The organism is Dankookia sp. P2, assembly GCF_050632255.1.
GTDB lineage: Bacteria > Pseudomonadota > Alphaproteobacteria > Acetobacterales > Acetobacteraceae > Paracraurococcus.
Genome location: NZ_CP192581.1, coordinates 3,888,921 through 3,907,565 on the forward strand (window position 1 = coordinate 3,888,921; position 18,645 = coordinate 3,907,565).

The window sequence follows — 18,645 nt, forward strand, 5'->3', positions numbered from 1 at the left end:
GCGGCCGTGCCGGAGTGGGCCAAGCGGCTGACCTGGCCGAAAGCCCGGCGCTGACCGCGGCGGCCCCTGCAGGCGCATCGTCACTGTCGAAGCTGCACGCGAAGGTCCTGGGCGGCCGGAGCGGTTCCCTCCGGCGCCACATGGCGCAGCGATGACTCCGTCATGCCCTGCTTGACCTTCCCATGGTGGCAAGCCCCATCTGCAGGATGGCAGCGTTGACGCCGGTCGACGCGATCCTGACGGAGTTCACCGGGATGCCGAGAGGCATTGGCAGGTTGAGGCAGGTGATCGCGGCGCTGCTCGCGCTCGCGCTGCTCGTGCTGCCCAGCGCCCCCATGCGGCAGGCCTCGGCCGCGCTGCCCCATGCGCAGCCCACGGGCCAAGGGCCCCTCCACGACTGCATGGGGCATGGCGGCGAGGTCGCGCCGGACCAGGCGCTCGGCCGCCTCCACGCGGCTGGCGGGCAGGCCGACCGACAGCTGGAAGACCGGCAGATGCCGGGCTGCTGCGGCTCGGCGCAGTGCCCGGCCACCCTGGCCGTGCCGCCCATGGCGCCGGCGCAGCCCCTGGCGCCGTCCATCACGCGCGTCGCCGGGCTTGCCCCGCCGCCCGCGCCGGACGGGATCGGGGTCGCCCCGCCCACCCAGCCGCCCCGCGCCCTGGCCTGAGGGGCCAGGCTTCGGCCCTGCCGCCGCCGGGTCCGCCCGGCGCGCGAACCTCCCTTCCCCTGGACGGCGGCGCCGAGGCGATGGCGGCCGCCCAGGGCATGCACTCCTTCACCGACATCCGGCGACCTGGCGCGGCCGCGCCCAGAGACGCGGCCGTCCACGCCGAGAAGGACCGACACCATGACCTTCCGCGCCTCCCTGCTCGCCGCGGCCGCCGGACTGGCGACCCTGGCCGCCGCCCCGGCCCGCGCCGCCATCGAGGAGGGCTACGACCCGACCGGTCGCGCCGGTGCCGAGCACCTGGTACGAGCGCGCCAGCCCGGCCGCGCTCAAGGCCGACCGCGACTACGTCGCCGGGATGCGGCCGCACCACGCCGGCGCGCTCACCATGGCCCGGGACTACCTGGCCGACCCGCAGGCCCGCAGCCCGGTGCTGAAGGCGCTGGCGGTGGCCATCATCCGCAACCAGAGCTTCGAGATCGGCCTGCTCGACGAAGTGTCTCGCAACCTCGACCGGCCGCCGGTGGTGGTGGATCTCGGCGTCGCGCGCATCGCGCTGCAGCCCTCGGCGACGGAGGGGCTGGGCCAGCTTCGGGCTTTCCAGCGCTCGCCCATCCCGGGCCCCGCGGCGGCGCCTGGCCGCCACCGGCGTGGCGGTGACCGCGCGCGACGTGCAGTTCGCCAAGGGGATGACGATCCACCACCAGGCGGCGCTGGCGATGGCCCGCGCCTACCACGCCGATCCGGCGGCCCGGAACGGATTTCTCGGACTGATGAACGTCGACATCATCACCGACCAGAGCCAGGAGATCGCCTTGATGCGGCGGGTGATCGCCGCCTATCCCGGCGAACCTGACAGCGTGCCGGTGGATGCCTCCTTGATCCACGGTATGGAAGGCATGCGGCAGGGCGGCGGCCATGGCGCCATGCCGATGCCGCCGGCCGGCGCCGCCGTGCCACGCCCGCAGCCCCTCGCCCCGCTGGCCGGGAGCGGCGCGTCCCGTCACCGCGCGGCAGGCCGAGGCGCCGCGCGGCGACCATGACCACGCCGGCCACCTGCACTGAGCCGGCGACCTCATCGGGGAAGACGGGACAGACCGGCCTCGGCCGGTCGCTCCTGGCCGGCGCCGCGGTCGCGGCGCTCGGCATCGGCCTTGCGCCGGGAGGGCCCGTAGCCGCCCAGATCGCGCTAAGCCAGGATCACGCAGCCCGCCACTTGGACGGCGCGGGCGATTTCCGCCGCGCTGCCTGAGGCGCGGCTGCGGACGACCGACGCCTTGATGGAGGAGCGCCTGCGCGGCGTTGGCAGGCAAGGCGACATGCGAGGGGCGGATTCCACGACAGCGTCTGGATCCGCGGAAAGCCGCCAACCGGCGCCCGAGGCGCTGTGGTCTCGGCCACGGGGCGCGCGTGACGCCAGCGTGCTCAAGCGTCAGGCTCCGGCCGCCGATGTCCGACGCGCAAGCGGGACACGCGCCTGCCGTTCCGATGCGCCAGGCGGCAGCCGCCCGCCGGGGCAGCATCACGCAGGCAGGGACCTATAGAGTTTGCGCGACTGTGCGCGCAGCTCTGCGACTTGGTGCTTCAATCCTTCCACCCTTGGTACTGAAAGCGTGGTGCGGCCAGATTGCTCACCACCACAGCGAAGGTGGGCAACAGGGCATGCCGGTAGCCGCCTGCCGTTCTGCTTGTTCCCGGGCCGTGCGCCAGCTTCCGATGTTGGCTGTCGCGCTCATGCTCGCATCCCTGATGGCTGACGGATCGGCCTCGGCGCAGACAGCGGATCCGCTCGATGCCGCCTTCGCCGCGATGATGCGGCAGCCGGGCGACGCCGATGCCACCCTTGCCTATGCGCGTGAAGCGGCCGCTCGCGGGCAGACCCGCGCCGCGATCGCCGCGCTCGAACGGCTGCTGCGGATCAATCCACGGCTCGACAACATCCGGCTGGAGCTTCGCCTCGCTGCATCTGGCGGCCGGATCGCCGGAGGTCGCCGCCGTCTATGCGCGTGAAGCCCTGGCCTCGCCCGCGATGCCGCCGCCGGTCGCCGACGAGGCGAAGCGCCTGATGGCGCTGGCCGAGAAAGGGTCGTCGCGCTCGGTCCTGGAGGGGCGACTGTTCATCGGCGGAGGCTACAACTCGAATGCGACGCAGGCGACGTCGCTCGCCTCCGTGCAGGCCTTCAGCCCCGCGCTCGGCTTCGTCGCGGTGCCGGCGCCGCAATCGGCGCGCTCGGATGGCAGCCTCGTGCTGGGCGGGCAGCTCAGCCACCGCTACGATCTTGGCCTGCAGCGCGAAGGCGCCTGGGAAACCAACCTGCTCGGCGACTACCAGAATTCCGCGCATATCAACCACAACTACGACCTCGCCGTCGTGCAGCTCGACACCGGGCCGCGGATCGGCGTTGCCGACCTCGCCGGCGGCGCCGTGTCGCTGCGGCCCTTGTTCTCGGCGACCTACCTTGCCTAGTGGCAGCCGGACCCTTGCCTGGATCTATGGCGGCGGGATGTCGGCTCTCTTCAAGCTGCAGCCGCAGCTGGAGGTCGAGCTGCTGGCCGTCGGGCGCTACGGCGACTACCAGAACAGCGGGTTCCGGCCGCTGGTGGCCGACTACAGCGGCGCCGAATGGACCGCGTCGCTCGCCGCGCGCTACGTCCCCTGGCCTGGGCTGCTGGTCGAAGGCAGCGTCTACTACTACGGGGCGGACGCCCGGGCGGATTACTACGCGCGCTCCGGGCCTGGTGCCTTGCTGGCGGTGTCGAAGGACCTGCGGGTAGGCGACTACCGCTTCGGCGCGACGCTGCGCGGCGGGCTGCGCCACCTCAGCTACAACGCACCCGATCCCTTCATCGACCCGACCCGGACGCGCAGCGATACCTTCTTCAATGCCGGCGCCGTGGTCACGCTGCCCTTGTCGCGGGATGTCAGCGCCATCGTGCAGTACAACTATCTGCGCAACCGCTCCGACTACGCGGTCTACAGCTTCACCGACCATTCCGTGACGGCAGGCTTGCGACTCGCCTTTTGAGCAGGAGAGCGACGATGGCGAAGCCGGTGCTCAGGTTCACGTCGATCATGCTCGTCGCGGCGATGGCCGGGCCTGCGCTGGCGCAGGAGCGGCTGACGGCGGTGATCCTGCGGGGTGCATCGTCGCGGGCCGGCAGCGCGGGCGCCGCGCCCGCCGTGCTGCAGCCCGGCATGCGGGTGGAAAGCCCGGCCGGCTCCTGGACCGAGCTGGCCTTCTCGGACGGCAGCTCCATCGTGCTTGAGTCCGGAGCGGACTTCACGCTGCAGGGGATCGGGCGCGAGCCGGCGGGCGGGCGGTTGATGGTGCGTGGCTGCGCCGGGCGCGGGCGGCTGCGCATCTCCACCTCCGACCGCGTCGGGGTCGCGGTCTGCACCGCGGGCGCCATGGTGCGGGTGATTGGCGGGTCGGCGGTGCTGGCCGCGGGGCGCGGCGGTTCGGTGACGCTGCTGGATGGCGGGCGCGTGGTGGTGGCGCGCAATGGGCAGGAGGACGTGATCCGCCGGCCCGGCTTCTCCCTGCTGTTCGACGACGGCATCCAGCGCCGGTCCCGGGTCGAGCTGGCCGCGCTGATCGATCCCTTCGCGCCGGTGGCGATGGGCGGCGGCGCGGCGGGCGTCGTCGAGGTCGCGGAAGCGCCGCAGCCCTCGCCCACCCAGCGTTCCACCCGCGAGCGGGCGAGGCTGCTGGCGAACGAAGGCACGCTGGTCGCCGCGCCGCCACCCCCTCCGCCGCCACCTACGACCGTCACGCAGCCGCGCACCGGCGGCGCCTTGGCGCTGGCGCTGGCCGGACCGCTGGGCGGCAGCACGGCCGGGTCCGGGTTCAACGCGCCGGCGACGAATCCGGGAACGTCCAGCCTGAACTCAGTTGCCCAAAGCTTCGGATCGAACAGCGGCGCCGTCGTCGCAGCGCCGAATGCGCTCATCACCGACCTCGGACAAGCGGCCGGAGACACCAGCAATGGCCTGACGCAGTTCGGAACGGGCCGGGTGCGGCGGTTCACCCCGGGTTCGTCGGGGAGCTCCGCGGCCCGGAACGACACTGGCGTGGTCAGCGTCGGCGGCACAGCCGCCCCGGTCGGCGGCTTCTTCCAGAATGTCGCCAACGCGGGTCTCAATGCGAGTGGTTCAGGCACCTTCTACGACGCCGTCGCCAATGTCGGCGTCGTCACGCTCGTCGTCCTTCAGGAGACCTCGGAGTTCAGCGGGGGTCTCGGCTTCACCAGCCTGGGACTATTCCCGTGCTGGCGGTTTCCGATGTGGCAACACCGACACTCAGACTCACCGCGGGTCGGGATCCGAGCAACCAGCCGGCAATCCTGCGCGACTATACTGGCGCTGCGATCCTCGAGAACGCACTGGGCCCGGCGACGCCCTCGGATGGCGCCGTGGCGGCCCTGCAAGGGAACAACGGGTTGATCGTGTTCCGGTCGGCTCAGGCTCTTCCGGCTGCCGACCTGCGGAACCTGAACAACCCGGGCGGCTGCGCCGCGACCAATGCCTGCCGTACCTTCCCGGCTGCCGGTGACACGGCGAACCTGCTTCCCAGCTCGACCTCGGATGGCTTGAACTTCACCCTGACCGAGGGCAGCTCCGTGGCCACTGGCGCACCCAACCGCACCCCGGTCGCCACGGGCGTCTTCATCGTCGACAAGATCACCCAGGCCTCGGACCAGATCACCAGCCTGCGCGACATCCAGCCGGGCGAACGCTACTTCGTCATCGGAGGGACGCCGGCCGCGCCCACCGCGCAGGGCCTGTCGGGCCTCGCGCCCGGCAGCACCACGCGCTACGCGGTCTCGGACGGGCTCGATCCGGCGCGCGCCGGCCAGCCACGCGGCTTCGTGGCCGGACAGACGATCGAGAGCCAGTTCCTGGCGCCCGGCAATGCGGCGCAGCCGCTGGCGTTCAACCAGTTCAACGCGTTCCGGCCCGAGGAGACCTTCGTCCCAGGCGCGGCCCGCGGCGACACGCACCTCCTGGTCACCGCCGATCCGCAATCGCGCCCGTCCGGGTCGCCGCGCAACCCGGCGATGCGGGCCGACCTGCAGGTCGCGGCGGATGGCCGCAGCTCGGCTGCCGTCTCCGCCGGCGGCATCGTCGTCCTGCCGGCGGGTCAGCAGGGGCGGACGGTCGCGGCGCTTGCCCTGTCCGGGCAAACGGTCGGCTCGACGCAGCTCGATACGCAGCGTGCGTCCGTGTCGATCCAGTCGAACCTGGGATCCCTCGGCACGGATGCGAGCGGGACGGGCGCGCATCTGCTGGGCGAAAGCGATCGTGCCCCCGGCCAGGCCGGGTACTTCGCCGTCAGCCAGGCCGATACGCGGCTGGGCGCGCCGGGCACGGCGGCCGGCGTGCAGCCCGGCGCGCTGCAGGGCGTGGGGCAGGCGGCGTCCAGCCCCTTCGGCTATACCCGGCTCGCCACCAATGTCGGCGCGGACCGGTGACCAGGTCGGGAACATCGACCTGCAGGGCTTCGCGACCGGCGTGGTGCAATCCGCCCGCGGCGGCCAGGTGTCGCTCTATGCCGTCAGCAGCGTCCAGCACGGCGACGCCGTCATCACCAATGCCGGGGCCGCATCGCCGGCGGAGATTGCCGCCAGCTTCCGGCTTGCCCCGACGGCGGTCGGCGACTGTCCTTCGATCTCGGCGGCGGCGCCCGCGCCGGGCTCGGCGGGCGGCGCGCGGACCGTGGGCTTCGGCGGCACGGCGGGCGATACGCCGGGCTCGGCCGCGCCGTCGCCCACGACCTTCGCGGCGCTGGGCAACGGTCGCGCGATGGCCAGCGTCAATGCCGAGCTGCGCGCCGGCATCGCCGGCGTGGACGGCAACGCCATCGCGCATCCGACGACCGGCGCGGCCCTGCCGGCCGACCTGCCGCCGAGCAGCCCGCATCTGGCCTGGGGATACTTCCTCGGCGACGTGGCGGCCCAGGCGAATGGCGGCAGCGACCGGGATCATGTCGGGCTCGGCTTCTGGGTCGCCGGGCGGCCGGTCACGCTGGACGGGCTGCGGACACTGACCGGCACCGCGACCTACAGCGGCGGCCTGATCGGGACCGCGGCGGATGCTCGCTCGGTGCGCACCGTGGTCGGGCGATCTGCGCACCAATGGGATTTCGCCCGGCGCACCGGCAGCCTGAACGCGGCCTTCGACGGCGCCAGCTGGACCGGCGTCGTCACCACCATGCCGGGCGCCAGCGCGAGCTTCGCCGGCACGGCGGGCGCGGTTCCCTCGGCGGGGCGGGGCGACCTCACCCTGTCCGTCCAGGGCGGCTTCTACCACAACCCGGCGACGGGCGGGCCGCTGGCGAACGGCAATCTGCCGCAGGCGACGGGCGGCCAGTTCGGCGTGCGCAGCTCGCTCGGCCTCTACGGGGCGAACGGAATCATGGTGGGTACGCGGCGGTGAGGATCGTCGCGGCGCTCCTGGCGGCGTCGCTGCTGTTCGGCGGTCCGGCGGCCGCGGCGCCCGCCGCCGATGCCGTGCTGCTGGACGCGCGCCGCCTGGCGGAACGGGGTGACCGGCCCGCGGCGCTCGACCTGCTGGAGAACCGCCTGGCGCAGCCCGGCATCGCCGTGCCGGACGCGGCGGCGCTGCATCTCGAGGCCGCGGGCCAGGCCGTCGCGGCGCGCGACCGTGCCCGGGCCCGGCAACACCTGTCCCGGCTGGACGCGTTGCTGCCGGAGCTCGCCCGGACGCCGGGGCAGCTGCCCTATGTGAAGCTGCGGATGGGGCTGCTCCATCAGGCCCTCGGCGACCTGCGGCAGGCGGAGCCGCTGCTGGCCGCGGCCGTGCCCGCCCTGGCCGCCGCGGACGCGGCGACCAGGGCGCAGGCGGGCAATGCGCTCGGCATGGTCCGGCTGGAGCTGCAGCGTCCCGATGACGCCGTCCTCGTCTTCCGGCGCGCGCTCGAGCTGCCCGGGCTGCGGCGGGAGGTGCGCGTGCAGCTCCTCGTCAACCTGGCGGATGCGCAGCTGCAGGCCGGGCAGCGCGCCGAAGCGGCGGCCACGCTGGCGCGCGCCGAGGCCCAGGCCGACGGCAACGCCGCGGCGCGTGCCGCGGCGCAGCTGGTGCAGGCGCAGCTGCTGTTGAACCAGGCTCGCCTGCGGGAAGCAGAAGCGCTGCTGGAACAGGCGGGCGCACGCGATGCGCCGGTCCCGGACCTGCGCGGCCATGCGCTGATGCTGCTGGCCCGGGCACGGTTCGACCGCGGCCAGATGCCGGAAGCGGCGCGCACCGCGCTTGCCGCCGTGGCCGCCTACCAGGAGAGCCTGGGCGATTGGCACCCGGCACTGGCGCGCACCTACCACCTGCTGGGCAATGCCTACGGCGAGCTGCGCGACCGGGAGACGGCGAAGGGCTTCTTCGCCCGGGCGGTCGACATCGAGGCCGCGGCCTTCGGCCCGGACTCGCCGCAGGCCCAGGCGACGCAGCTCGAATGGGCCTGGATCGAGCTGCAGGAAGGCAAGCGGGAGGCGGCCGAGCGGCGGGCCGCCGTCGCGGCACCCGTGCTCGATGCGCTGGAGGGCACGAACCCACGCCTGACCGGCTTGTCGCGGGTAATGGCCGGGCTGGTCGCCGAGGAGAGCGGACGCGCTGCCCTGGCGGTGCAGCGTTACCGCGAGGCCCAGGCGCTGATCGGCCGTGCGGGCGAGGCGGGCAAGGCGGATCGCGGCTTCTCGCTGGTGCGCCTCGGGCGGCTGCTGACGCGGATGGGCCAACTGGGTGACGCGGCGGCGCCGCTCGACGAGGCGATCGACCTCTATCCAGGCCTCGGCTCCGCGGAGAGACGACGCGGCTGGCGGATGCGCTGGCGGCGCGGGCGGAGCTGCGGCTGCGCCAGGGCGACCGCCGGGGTGCGCTGGATACCAGCCGCCGCGCCTATGCCATGCTGCGCGAGCGGCTGGGCGCCGGCTTCGGCGGCGAGGACGGCGCCTTCCGCCGCGGCGCACGCGAGGTGCTCGCGGACCATGCGCGGCTGCTGGTCGCGCTGAACGATGCCCAGCCGGAGCCCGGCCTGATCGAGGAGGCCTTCGCCGCGACGCAGGATGCGCTGGCGTCCAGGGCCGGGGAGGCGCTGCGCCAGGCGACCCTGCGGCAGGCCATGGGCAATGGGCAACATGCCGCCCTGCTGCGCCAGCGGACCGAGGCGGCCGACCTGCTGGCGCAGCTTGCCTTCCTCGAACGGGCGGCGGCGCAGCGCAGCGGGCTGCAGGCGGCCCAGGACGGGGAGCGGTTGCGGCGGGAGCAGGCCACGCAACGGGAGGCTCTGCGCGCACTGGATGCCCGGCTGCAGGCCGCGGTGCCGGGCCTTGCCGCCTATGCGACGCCGCAACCGGTCAGCATCCGGTCGGTGCAGGAGGCGACAGCGCCGGATGCGGTCGTGGTCGCGACGCTGGCGACCGATGATGGGCTGCTGGTCTGGGGCATCACGCGCGAGGCGGTGCGCGCCGCGGCCTCGGCCATGCCGGACACGCGGATCGCCAGGCTCGTGGGGCAGCTGCGCAGCTCGGTCGACCCGCGCCTCCGCCGGCTCGCGGTCGCGTCCCGCGGTGGCGGCACGGAGGACGCGCTCTCGCCCGGCGAGCGCGTGGTCGCGGCCTGGCACACGCGGTCCGGCCTGGTGCCGGCACCGGGGGACGTGGCGGCGGACGACCAGGCCGCGCGCCTGCTCTACGATGCGGTGCTCGGGCAGGTCGAAGCCCTGCTGGCCGGCAGGCGGCGCCTGGTCTTCGTGCCGGACGGCGCCCTGCAATCCATCCCGCCGACGCTGTTGATGGGAGGTGAGGCGGGCGGCCTCGTGGCGCGGCACTTCGCGGTGACGGTGATGCCGTCCATGGCGTCGCTCGCGGCCGCATCCGCCGCGCCGGCGTCGCAGGCTGCCAGGGCATTCCTCGGCATCGGCAATCCGGATTTTTCCGCCAACGGCCGCCGGGGCAACGCTGAAACCTCCCTGCTGTGGCAGCGCCTGGCCGCGCTGGAGCCCTTGCCGGAAACCGAGGCCGAGCTGACCGCGATCGCCCGCCTGTTTCCCGCCCCGGACACGGCCCCTGCTGCTCGGCGCAAGCGCGACCAAGACGGCGATCGCCCGCAGCGGCCCGGCCCGGTTCCGCGTCCTCGCCTTCGCCACCCATGCCGTCATGGCCGGCAACCTGCCCGGCGTCGCCGAGCCGGCCGTGATCCTGACGCCGAGCCGCGACGACCCGGCCGCGGGGCTGCTCACGGCCTCGGATATCGCGGCGATGTCGCTGGATGCGGACCTGGTCCTGCTGTCGGCCTGCAACACGGCCGCGCCGGATGGCGGGCCCTATGCGGAGGGTCTCTCGGGGCTTGCGCGCCTTCCTCCATGCCGGGGCACGCTCGCTTCTGGTCAGCCACTGGGCCGTGAACAGCGTCGCGACGGCGCGGCTCATGACCCGGTTCATGACGACGCTGCAGCGTGACCCGGCCCAGGACAAGGCCAATGCACTGCGCACGACGATCCTGTCCTTCCTCGACGGGGCGGATCCCGAGCTGCGCGATCCGGCCATCTGGGCGCCCTTCGTGGTGGTCGGGCCATGATGGTGCCGCTTTAAGCCCGCACGGGCGCAGCCGCCGGGACCCGAGGTGACCCGGTCCACCATCGGCATTCCGTCGCGGCCCGCCGAGCGGTCAGAAGGGAGGCTCCGCACTGTCGGCGGCCGGGATCGCCTGCGCCAGCTGCTCGGCCCTGCGGACCTGCTCCGCCATGCCGAGCTGGGTCTCCCGCAGCACCAGGGCCTGCCGCCGGAGCTCGTCCGCGTCGAGGCGGAGCCGGTTCATCGCCTCGACGTCGCTGACCTCCTTGGAGTCGATCTGCATGAGCTCGAGGTTGCCTTCGATCTCCTTCAGCGCCTGGTTCAGGGCCGCCGCGGTCGCATTCAGGTTGCGCGCCTGGCGGCGGTAGACGACGCGGTGCTCCGGCGCCGCGGTCGGCGCCTCGTCGCTGCCGCAGGACGGCGGACTCGCTTTCGTCCACGGCACTTCGCGCGAGGCTCAGGGTCTGCTGATAGGCTGCCACGTCCTTCTGCGCCGCGGCGGTGAGAAGGCGGACCTTCTCCTCGTCCATCACGGCCCGCGCGTTGCGCGCGGCGACGTATTCGCCATAGGCGTAGCCCAGGGCGGAGCCGAGGGCCGCCGGCGCCGGCATAGACGGCACTGGCCCCGCCGCCACTGCCGGTGGTGCGGGCCGGGTAGATGCCTGCCAGGACGCCGGCCGCCCCGCCGAGCGCGGCGCCGGTCAGCCGCGTCCTGGCATGCCGCTTCGCTTCCTCCAGCAAGGCCGCGGCCGCGGGGCTGAGCCCTTCGCTGCTGGTCTGCAGCACGCGGATGTCCTCCGGCAGGTTCGAGGTCCCGGTGCAACCGGCGACCACGGCGAAGACCAGCACCATCACCGTCAGCACCGCCGAGCTGCCGTGGCCCCAGCGGCGGAACGGCAGTGCCGCGATGCCTTCCGGTGTCACCGCCCCCCCGGGGACGCCGCTCCGGCGATGCGCCTCCGACCGCTGCCATCCGACCTCGAAGCCTCCATGCCGCGAGCCTGACCCGACCGCCTGAAGTCTCATGCCGCAATGCTGAAACGATCAATCCCTTGCTCCGTCGCGCGATCTGCGCGCATGGCGGGCCGCAGCGCCTGGCAGCGGTGCGGAGTGCGTTTCGACACGCCAGCGTGGCGCAGGACGCGACGCTCACGCGGGCGCTATTTGTCGGATGCGGTCAGGAATACGCAGCATGCCGGATGCTCTGCTCGGAGCGGAGAGCCAGAATGGTCCGGTCCTTCGCCTTGGATCTCTCGGCTGGGCCAGCCGGGGACCGCAGGCCGACGTCGCGGCGGCCAGGGAGGAAGGCGGCGCGGCCTGGCTGGGCGCGCGGCGCTCGTCTCGCCGTGCTCGCCGGCCTGCTGCTGCTCTGCTGTCTCGGCCCGGCGGCGGCGCAGGGTCGCGTGGCGCTGGTGGTGGGCAACGCGGCCTATCGGAACCTGCCGCCGCTGGTCAATCCAGGGCCGACGCCCGCGCGGTTGCGGCCGCGCTCAGCGAGCTCGGCTTCGAAGGCGGCAAGGTCGAGCCATTGTTCGACCTCGACACCGCCGGATTGCTGAAGGCCGTGCGCACCTTCGGCGAGCGCGCACGCGGCGCCGAGCTGGCGGTGGTCTATTTCAGCGGCCACGGGCTGCAACTCGCCCCCTTTCCGACTGAGCCGCCGGAGAGCTACCTGCTGCCGGTGGATGTGCTGCTCGAGGATGCACGCGACGTGCCCCGCCAGGCGCTGGCCTTGCGTGAACTTCTGGCCGAAACAGCGGGGCGCAGCCAGGGTGCGGTCGTCATCCTGCTCGATGCCTGCCGCAACAACCCCGTGGCCGACCGGATGCCGGGGCAGGGGACCAGGGGGTGGCGCGCAGCGGCCTCGTCCCGCTCGACCAGTCCAAGCTGTCGATGGGCATGCTTGTATCCTACGCCACCTCGGCCGGGGCGACCGCGGATGACGGCGCCGGGCGCAACAGCCCCTATGCGGAAGCGCTGGCGAAGCGCCTGCGCGCGCCCGGCGAGGATGTCGGGCTGATGCTGCGGCGGGTGCGGGCCGATGTGCTGCAGGCGACGGGGCAGCGGCAGAGGCCGGAGATCGTGGACAACCTGAACGGCCCCGTCATTCTGGCTGGCCCCGTCCAGCCGGGCCCGCCCGGGCGGGTGGATGATCCGCGGGCCGATGACACGGCACTGTGGGCTGCGGTGCGCGACAGCAACCGGGCCGACGACTTCGAGGCCTACCTGCGGCGCTTCCCGCAGGGGCTCTATGCCGACCTTGCCCGCATCCGCCTCCGCGTCCTCCAGCCCAGCCCGGAGGGACGAAGCTTCAACGTCGTCAACCGGACGGGCATGAACCTCACCGCGCTGCATGCGGTCCGCTCGCCGCTCGGGGCGCAGCAGGAGTGGGGCCGGAGCCTGCTGGCGTCCAACCGGCCGGTACGCCCGGATGCCAGCTACGGCGTGTCGCCCGCCGACGGCGCCGGCTGCCGGTTCGACCTGCGCGTCGTGCTGGCCGATGGGCGGGAGAGTGTCCTGCTCAACCAGGATATCTGCACGCGGCGGGAGCTGGAGATGGCCGCCCCTCCCAGACCGCCCATCGTGCCGCCGCATGATCCGGATGAGCAGCCCGGTGCCACCGAGATAGGGCGCTTCAAGGCCTGGACCGCTGCCGCCTACGTCACGAGGGGCCAGAAGACCTGCTACGCCTTCACCGACGCCGCCGGCAATTTCGAGCCGAAGCAGAACCCGGTCATGCTGATGGTGTCGCATCGGCCCAGCGCGCGGGACACGGTCCTCATCTCCGCAGGCTACCCGTTTCCGGCCGGCGCGAAGGTGCTGGTCACCATCGGCGCCACGCAGGTACCGTTCGACACTGTCGGCAAGACCGCGGCAGCCCAGCAGGGTGCCGCCGTGGTGGCAAGCATGCGCAACGGGCCGGAACTCCGGGCGGCCGGCGCGGGGCCCGGCAATGGCGAGCAGGTCACCTACAGCTTCCCGCTCGCCGGGTTCGCCGCCGCGTACGAGGCGATTTCGCGGAGCTGCCCGCCATCGCCCCAGCCGGCGCCGTGACGCCGGGGGGCCGTTAACCGGGCCTTCGGCCGCCAAGCAGCCGGGGGCAGCCCGGCCAGGGGGAAAGCATGGAAGCGGCGCGGCGCATTCTCTTTCTGCTCGGGGGGCTGGCCATGCTGCTGGCCATCCTCCTCGAATTCGGCTCAGCCGGGCAGCTCGGGCCGGTCGGGGACGGCAATGCGCCGCGCTCCGGCATCGGCATACCGTATCTGGCGGTGCTCGACCTTCTCCTGCTCTATACGTTGCTGCTGCTGTCGCTCGACCTGCTGGGACCGCTGCGCGCCTTGATCGCACGGGTGCAGGGCGTGGCCACCTTCCTGCTGTCGCTGCTCGGCCTGCTCGCGGTCGTCGTCATGATCTTCCTGGCCCTGAACCTGATCGTGCTGATGGTCACGCTGCTGCTCGCATTGCCGTTCGGCCCGGTCGCCTACCTGGCGGTGTGGGGGCATTTCAAGGCCGGCGCGGCGCAGAAGGTGCTGGCGATGGCGATGCTGTTCAAGCTGGTGGGGGTGGGGCTGCTGCTGTTCGGCCGGCCGCTGCTGCTGAAGAACCTTGGCTTCGTCCTGATGATCGCGACCACGCTGGGCTGCACCTTCCTGCTGTCGATCCTGGTGTCCTGGCCGCCTGTCCTGCTGGTCAGCATCACTGATGCGATCGGTGCGATCGTCATCGCCATCCTGGCGGCGGTGTGGCTGGTGGTCTTCCTGGTCGGCGCGATCCCGGCGATGATACGGGCGCTGCGCAGCCTGTTGCCGAGCGCATCCTGAGTGGCGGTCAGGCGGGTGGCATCACTCCGCCTTGAGGCTTACAGGCCCGTTCGGGGCGGTGATCCACAAGATGTCGTCGTCGTTGCGGACCGAGACCCTGACCGACGGTCCCGGCGGATCGTCCGCGTTGCAATCGCCGCCTGCGGGGAAGGTCTGGCCCTGCGGCACGGCGCAGACCGCCGGTCCCTTGCACGGCGTGATGCTGGTCCGCGGGCAGACCGTGAACGCGGCCAATGGCCCTGCCTCCAGGGTGAAGCGGGTGACCCGCACCGGCGCGTCGGATGGCGGGATCACCCAGCGGAACGGCGCGTTCGGCGGCACGCTCAGCGTCTTCGGCTGGAAATCGAGGCGAGGCGCGAAGGGTGCCGTGAGCCGGCCCATTATCTGCACGAACCCGGACTGGCGTGTCTTGTCCTCGCCTTGCCCCTGCGGGGGCCGACCGGCCTCTGCCGGGACGCACCAAGGCCGAGCACCGCCGCATAAGCGATGCCGACGACCACGAGCAGGATGACCACGCGGCGCATGGCGCTACGGCGTACGCGGCTTGATGGCGTCCAGCAGCGTCGCGTTGAAGGCCGGGTTGCGAACAGCACTCGGCGCGATTGGCGTCCTGTTGCATAGTATCATGAGACTGGTCACGAGATCGCGCCGGATGCAGGGGTCGGGCGTATTGGGCGGCAAGGCCAGCGTCAGCTTGATCTTCTCGTTCTTCGCCACCTTTGCGCCGGCTGCCGGGTTGCTGGCGGTCACGACGCCCGGCGCCTGGGAGGATGGCTTGAACCCGCCATTGACCGGCGTCAGACCCGCCTCGCTCAGCAATATCACCGCCGCGGTGAACTCCTTGCCGATGACCGCGGGCACCTCGACCTTATCGTCGCCCGAGAAGGCCCACCAGGCCCCCCGCCGGCGACGAGGAGGAATGCCACCCCCGCAGCGACGGCCCACCAGGGGAAGGCTGTCTTCGGCGGCACGACCGGGACCGCGCGCTGCGGCACGGTGAAGCTCACCGCCGGGCTTTGCGCGACGTCGTTGTCCGTGTCCTCGGTCGAGACGACCTGGACGTTGAAGTGGTAATTTCCAGGCGGGGCCTCGGGCGGCACGGTGACCTGCAAGGTCACGGTGCGGGTCGCGCCCTTCTCAGATTCAAGCTCGAACTGCCCCGGGCTGGTGGGCGGGGCCTCTTGAAGGACAGCCACGAGGCCTGCGCCCCGGCGCCGGGCGCAACGCCGAACCGGCCGACGCGTGCGAAGCGCGTGTTGGTGTTCTGGACGGAAAACTGCATCGACCCGCCGAGCGGCGGCAAGGACGGCGGTCCGCCCGCCGCGGTGGAGGCTGGCGCTTCGCGCGGCGTCTCCTTGAGTTCGAGCGAGGTCGGGACCGAGGCGAAGGCGAAGGTGGACACTGACCCCTCCTGTCGAGAGTGTTGTGATCCGGTTGAACAGAGCGCGTCTCAGGCGTCGCGAAACATGATCTGCACCTCGGTGAAGGCCGGTTTCTCGAAGGCCACGATGCGCTCGACAAGCGGCGCCATCGCGCGGGCCGCCTGCGGTGCAAGCAGCCGTGCCGCGAAGGGTGGAACCGTGCCGTCGGCACCTGGTGGTGGGCTGGTGACCTCGAACCCCGGCAAGCCTGTCGCCAGTTCCAGGAAGCGCGCGAGGCTGCGGGGCGTGCCGCGGGCCTGCGCAAGTCCCCAGGCCTCGGCGACAAGTTCGCGTAGGTTGCCGGGCGTGATGGCAAGCCGGCCGCGCCACTCCGGGTCTGCCTGGGCCTGCGACTGCAGCATCGGATCCAGGGCCAGCCACGCCGCCAGCATGGCGACGAAGGCATCCTCGGCCCGGCGCGGGTCGAACACGGCGTCGAGCGTGGCCAGCCGTGCCTCGGCCGGCGCATGGAGCGCCTCCATGACATGCAGGATGGCATCAAGGATGCTGCCTTGCTGCGCGGCGCCGCGGTAGATCTCGGGCAGCAGGCGGGCGATGCGGTCCGCCTGCACGTTAGGGCTCCGGATCCTGTTGTTCGCGCGCGACGGTGATCGCATGCGTGCCGACGCAATAAAGCCAGTGCGCCGGGAGCGGCACCTGCTCGGCGTAGGTCGTCATGCCGGTCGGGACATAGGCTTGCGCATCCTGGCTGTAGAAGACGCCCTGGGCGCTGCCGGCCAGGATACCGACCCCGCCATCCCGGCCTGCCTGGGCTGCGACGCGGGTGATGGGGCTGAGCGCCTTGCGTTCGGCGTTGATGGGCAGCCCGCAGGTGAGGGGCGGCGCACGCCAGGCCTGCTCCGCCTCCGCGAGGCCCAGATCGAGGGTCAGCACGCCCATGCTGTTGGTACCCGCCACGACGGTGCCTTCGGCGAAGTCGATCCCCTTGCAGCTGCCGCCCTGCCAGCCCTTGCCGAAGGGCTTCCAGCCGCCGGCATCAATGCCGTCGACCCGCGCCTCGATCCGCATCAGGCCGTCGCCGGCAGCACCGCCGACCGCGGCGAAGCCGGCCCAGAGATAGGTGCGGTCACCGTCGCGCTGGAAGGCCAGCACGCGGATGTCCTTGTCCACCGTGCCCGGCAGGAGCTGGAAGCTGCCGGGCTGGCTGCCGGCGGCGGAGATCAGCACGCCGCCCTGGCCCGTCCGCGCGGACCGCTAGGAATGATGCGCCGGAGGGGTGCCGCATGGAGGCGAGGGCGATCACGCCGGCCTTTTCCTTGGCATCCGGGCCCTGCATCAGCCGGTCGACGATGACGGAGCCTTCGGTGCCGTCGCGGTGCAGTCGCCGCAGCGCCTGCTGCGTGCCCAGGATGAGCTGCGGCCGCCCGTCGCGCGACAACCATGTCGCGCTGTTGACCTTCTCGCCCTGCAGGCGGTCGCGCACTTCCCATCGTTCGCCGAGATCGCGCGAAACGCAGATCGTCCAGACCGAGGCGTCGAGGTCCTCCAGCACCGCCGCGACCAGCCCCGGCGTGTCGGCGCTGAAGCTGACCAGGCTGCCCTGCAGGCTTGGCAACCCGTCATTCTGCGACGACCAGCTTCTGCCCGAAGTCGAGCGAGCGGAACAGGCCGCCCTCCGTCGCCGCCAGCACGACCTGCGGATTGGCCGGGTCCCGCGCGATGTCGCGCACCGCGGTCTCGGGGCCGCTCTCGATCTGGAACCGGATGCCCTCGGCGAAGCGGACGCCGGGCTCGGCAAGGATGACCTCGTAGATGTCGGAGGCCCGCAGGACGCGGCCGAACCGCCAGGCGCCGGTCGGCCGCAGCAGCGCGTTGATGCGGGCGGCGATGCGCGCGGCGACCGTGGCCGTGTCTTCCGCGGTCGAGACCACGACCCGGGCAGTGACGCCGACGGGACGGCAGCGTGTCCAGCCCACGACGGTGCGGACGCCGATCGGGCTGCGCGCGGCCAGGGCGGCGCGTAGCCGGTCCAGCAGGTCGGGAACCTGATGCGCCTGCAGGACCTCGAGCGTCACGGCCTCGCCCGGTCCGGCAGCGTCGGCGATCGCGGGCACCACCTGCACTTCCACCACGCCCGGCTCGGCGAAGCTCCAGCGCTCGCGCTGGGCGAAGGCATGCGCACGGGCGACGCCGCCGGCCTCGAGCGCGACGCGTTCGAAGTCGCGCGCCGTCACTGCGGTCTGCAACTGGCCGGCGGCCACCTGCGCGCGGCTGACCGTGGCGTCCAGGGTCTCCCCATCCTCGCCGCCGGCGGCGCGCGCGGGATTGGTCACGGTGAGGTTCGGGATGGATGGCCGCAGGGCGGTGAGCGTGCCCGGCGCCACGTTGCCGGCGCGTCCCCCGCCGGTCCAGTACCAGGCGCGGATCTCCCGCCCCTTGGCGGGGACGAGCGGGGGCGCCGCGCCGGGCGCGCCGAGCCCGTGCAGCGGCGCGAACGTCACCAGGCCCGAGGCGCGGTCGGCGATGAAGCCGCGCGTGCCGGATGCGAGCGGCACGAAGCTCGTCACCTCCGTCCAGACCAAGAAGTCCTTGCTGCCGAGCCGCAATCCGTCGGCATCCGCCGCGCCGCCGCGCAGATCCTCGGGCGGGGCTTCGACGGCGATCCGCAGCGCCTGGAGGCCCGGCATGTCCCGCAGGACAGGGGCCCGGCGCAGCCGCAGGCTCTGCGCGCCCTCTCCGGTCCCGAGGCCGGCCAACTCCGCCTCGATCCGCTCGGCATGGATCGCCCGCGCCTCGACAGTCTCGGCGCCCGGGGGAATCACGCAGGGCGCCATGAGCGTGAAGGCGACGCTGCCGCTGCCATCGGACACGGCCTGGCCTGCCGGCAGCCGCAATTCGTCGTCGAGGTTGCCGGAGCGGGTGAACCGCAGCGTCACCTCGGCCGCGGCGGGTGGCCTCGGGCTGACCCCGAGCAGGTTGAGCAGCGCGACATGCACCCGCTCCGGGATCCGGTTCAGGCGGTACAGCATGACGTCGGTGAGGTAGGCGAAGGCTTCCAGCAGCGTCGTCCCGGGATCGCCGGGCGACAGGTCGGTCCATTGCGCGGAATGCCGCCGGATCACCGTCTCGGCTTCCCGCATCAGGTCGGCGAAGCTGCGGTCGTCCAGGCGTGGCAGCGGCAGGGGCACG

19 protein-coding genes and 5 pseudogenes are annotated in these 18,645 nt (G+C 72.7%); 15 read left to right on the plus strand and 9 right to left on the minus strand.

The window, feature by feature from the left end; all coding sequences use genetic code 11:
- The first annotated feature begins 215 nt into the window (after positions 1 to 215).
- The 12 genes and pseudogenes from ACQ86J_RS22855 to ACQ86J_RS22910 all read left to right on the plus strand — a co-directional run bounded on the left by ACQ86J_RS22855 (position 216) and on the right by ACQ86J_RS22910 (position 10,257).
- On the plus strand, positions 216 to 668 hold the full coding sequence (locus tag ACQ86J_RS22855) for a hypothetical protein (protein WP_431267331.1): 453 nt from the start codon (positions 216 to 218) through the stop codon (positions 666 to 668).
- 388 nt (positions 669 to 1,056) lie between these two features.
- Positions 1,057 to 1,104: pseudogene (locus ACQ86J_RS22860) on the plus strand (hypothetical protein); the annotation flags it as partial.
- A 283-nt stretch (positions 1,105 to 1,387) separates the two neighbouring features.
- Positions 1,388 to 1,441, plus strand: a pseudogene (locus ACQ86J_RS22865) (hypothetical protein); the annotation flags it as partial.
- A 45-nt stretch (positions 1,442 to 1,486) separates the two neighbouring features.
- Positions 1,487 to 1,711, plus strand: coding sequence for a hypothetical protein (locus ACQ86J_RS22870; protein ID WP_431272735.1), 225 nt, complete (start codon positions 1,487 to 1,489; stop codon positions 1,709 to 1,711).
- Between the two features lie 619 nt (positions 1,712 to 2,330).
- Positions 2,331 to 2,678 carry a hypothetical protein gene (locus tag ACQ86J_RS22875; protein WP_431267332.1) on the plus strand — a complete coding sequence of 116 codons (348 nt, stop codon included), beginning with the start codon at positions 2,331 to 2,333 and terminating at the stop codon, positions 2,676 to 2,678.
- A 19-nt stretch (positions 2,679 to 2,697) separates the two neighbouring features.
- Positions 2,698 to 3,135, plus strand: a complete 438-nt coding sequence (locus tag ACQ86J_RS22880; protein ID WP_431267333.1) for a hypothetical protein — start codon at positions 2,698 to 2,700, stop codon at positions 3,133 to 3,135.
- A 37-nt stretch (positions 3,136 to 3,172) separates the two neighbouring features.
- Entirely contained in the window at positions 3,173 to 3,694 is a 522-nt protein-coding gene (locus ACQ86J_RS22885; RefSeq protein WP_431267334.1) for a hypothetical protein, read from the plus strand.
- Between the two features lie 14 nt (positions 3,695 to 3,708).
- Entirely contained in the window at positions 3,709 to 5,112 is a 1,404-nt protein-coding gene (locus ACQ86J_RS22890; RefSeq protein WP_431267335.1) for a hypothetical protein, read from the plus strand.
- 1,008 nt (positions 5,113 to 6,120) lie between these two features.
- Positions 6,121 to 7,104 (plus strand): hypothetical protein, encoded by a 984-nt coding sequence (locus ACQ86J_RS22895; RefSeq protein WP_431267336.1) that lies wholly within the window; start codon positions 6,121 to 6,123, stop codon positions 7,102 to 7,104.
- A complete protein-coding gene (locus ACQ86J_RS22900; RefSeq protein ID WP_431267337.1) occupies positions 7,101 to 8,690 on the plus strand; it encodes a tetratricopeptide repeat protein in 1,590 nt (529 codons plus the stop codon). The genes ACQ86J_RS22895 and ACQ86J_RS22900 overlap by 4 nt, the downstream gene beginning before the upstream one ends.
- 470 nt (positions 8,691 to 9,160) lie before the next feature.
- Positions 9,161 to 9,682 (plus strand): annotated as a pseudogene (locus ACQ86J_RS22905) (CHAT domain-containing protein); the annotation flags it as partial.
- Between the two features lie 97 nt (positions 9,683 to 9,779).
- Positions 9,780 to 10,257, plus strand: a pseudogene (locus ACQ86J_RS22910) (CHAT domain-containing protein).
- A gap of 90 nt (positions 10,258 to 10,347) precedes the next feature.
- Here ACQ86J_RS22910 and ACQ86J_RS22915 read toward each other — a convergent pair.
- Positions 10,348 to 10,698, minus strand: coding sequence for a hypothetical protein (locus ACQ86J_RS22915; RefSeq protein ID WP_431267338.1), 351 nt, complete (start codon positions 10,696 to 10,698; stop codon positions 10,348 to 10,350).
- A gap of 747 nt (positions 10,699 to 11,445) precedes the next feature.
- Between ACQ86J_RS22915 and ACQ86J_RS22920 the strand changes: the two are divergent.
- The 3 genes and pseudogenes from ACQ86J_RS22920 to ACQ86J_RS22930 all read left to right on the plus strand — a co-directional run.
- A pseudogene (locus tag ACQ86J_RS22920) lies at positions 11,446 to 12,021 on the plus strand (caspase family protein); the annotation flags it as partial.
- A gap of 80 nt (positions 12,022 to 12,101) precedes the next feature.
- Positions 12,102 to 13,307, plus strand: coding sequence for a caspase family protein (locus ACQ86J_RS22925; protein WP_431267339.1), 1,206 nt, complete (start codon positions 12,102 to 12,104; stop codon positions 13,305 to 13,307).
- 113 nt (positions 13,308 to 13,420) lie between these two features.
- Positions 13,421 to 14,074, plus strand: a complete 654-nt coding sequence (locus ACQ86J_RS22930; RefSeq protein ID WP_431267340.1) for a hypothetical protein — start codon at positions 13,421 to 13,423, stop codon at positions 14,072 to 14,074.
- Positions 14,075 to 14,095: 21 nt separating this feature from the next.
- Here the strand turns inward: ACQ86J_RS22930 and ACQ86J_RS22935 are convergent, their stop codons facing one another.
- From ACQ86J_RS22935 to ACQ86J_RS22970, 8 genes are all read right to left on the minus strand, one after another.
- Entirely contained in the window at positions 14,096 to 14,455 is a 360-nt protein-coding gene (locus ACQ86J_RS22935) for a hypothetical protein (protein WP_431267341.1), read from the minus strand.
- Between the two features lie 147 nt (positions 14,456 to 14,602).
- On the minus strand, positions 14,603 to 14,935 hold the full coding sequence (locus ACQ86J_RS22940; RefSeq protein ID WP_431267342.1) for a PASTA domain-containing protein: 333 nt from the start codon (positions 14,933 to 14,935) through the stop codon (positions 14,603 to 14,605).
- Positions 14,896 to 15,192, minus strand: a complete 297-nt coding sequence (locus ACQ86J_RS22945) for a hypothetical protein (RefSeq protein ID WP_431267343.1) — start codon at positions 15,190 to 15,192, stop codon at positions 14,896 to 14,898. Before ACQ86J_RS22945 ends, ACQ86J_RS22940 begins: the two co-directional genes overlap by 40 nt.
- Positions 15,189 to 15,476, minus strand: a complete 288-nt coding sequence (locus tag ACQ86J_RS22950; protein ID WP_431267344.1) for a hypothetical protein — start codon at positions 15,474 to 15,476, stop codon at positions 15,189 to 15,191. The genes ACQ86J_RS22945 and ACQ86J_RS22950 overlap by 4 nt, the downstream gene beginning before the upstream one ends.
- 48 nt (positions 15,477 to 15,524) lie before the next feature.
- Positions 15,525 to 16,067 carry a phage tail protein gene (locus ACQ86J_RS22955; protein WP_431267345.1) on the minus strand — a complete coding sequence of 181 codons (543 nt, stop codon included), beginning with the start codon at positions 16,065 to 16,067 and terminating at the stop codon, positions 15,525 to 15,527.
- Position 16,068: 1 nt separating this feature from the next.
- Positions 16,069 to 16,626, minus strand: a complete 558-nt coding sequence (locus ACQ86J_RS22960; RefSeq protein ID WP_431267346.1) for a hypothetical protein — start codon at positions 16,624 to 16,626, stop codon at positions 16,069 to 16,071.
- The gene (locus tag ACQ86J_RS22965) at positions 16,583 to 17,071 is read right to left on the minus strand and encodes a hypothetical protein (RefSeq protein WP_431267347.1); all 489 of its coding nucleotides are present in this window, start codon (positions 17,069 to 17,071) and stop codon (positions 16,583 to 16,585) included. The genes ACQ86J_RS22960 and ACQ86J_RS22965 overlap by 44 nt, the downstream gene beginning before the upstream one ends.
- Before the next feature lie 4 nt (positions 17,072 to 17,075).
- Positions 17,076 to 18,644: a baseplate J/gp47 family protein gene (locus tag ACQ86J_RS22970; RefSeq protein ID WP_431267348.1), complete on the minus strand. Its 1,569-nt coding sequence runs from the start codon at positions 18,642 to 18,644 to the stop codon at positions 17,076 to 17,078.
- Between the last annotated feature and the right edge of the window lies 1 nt (position 18,645).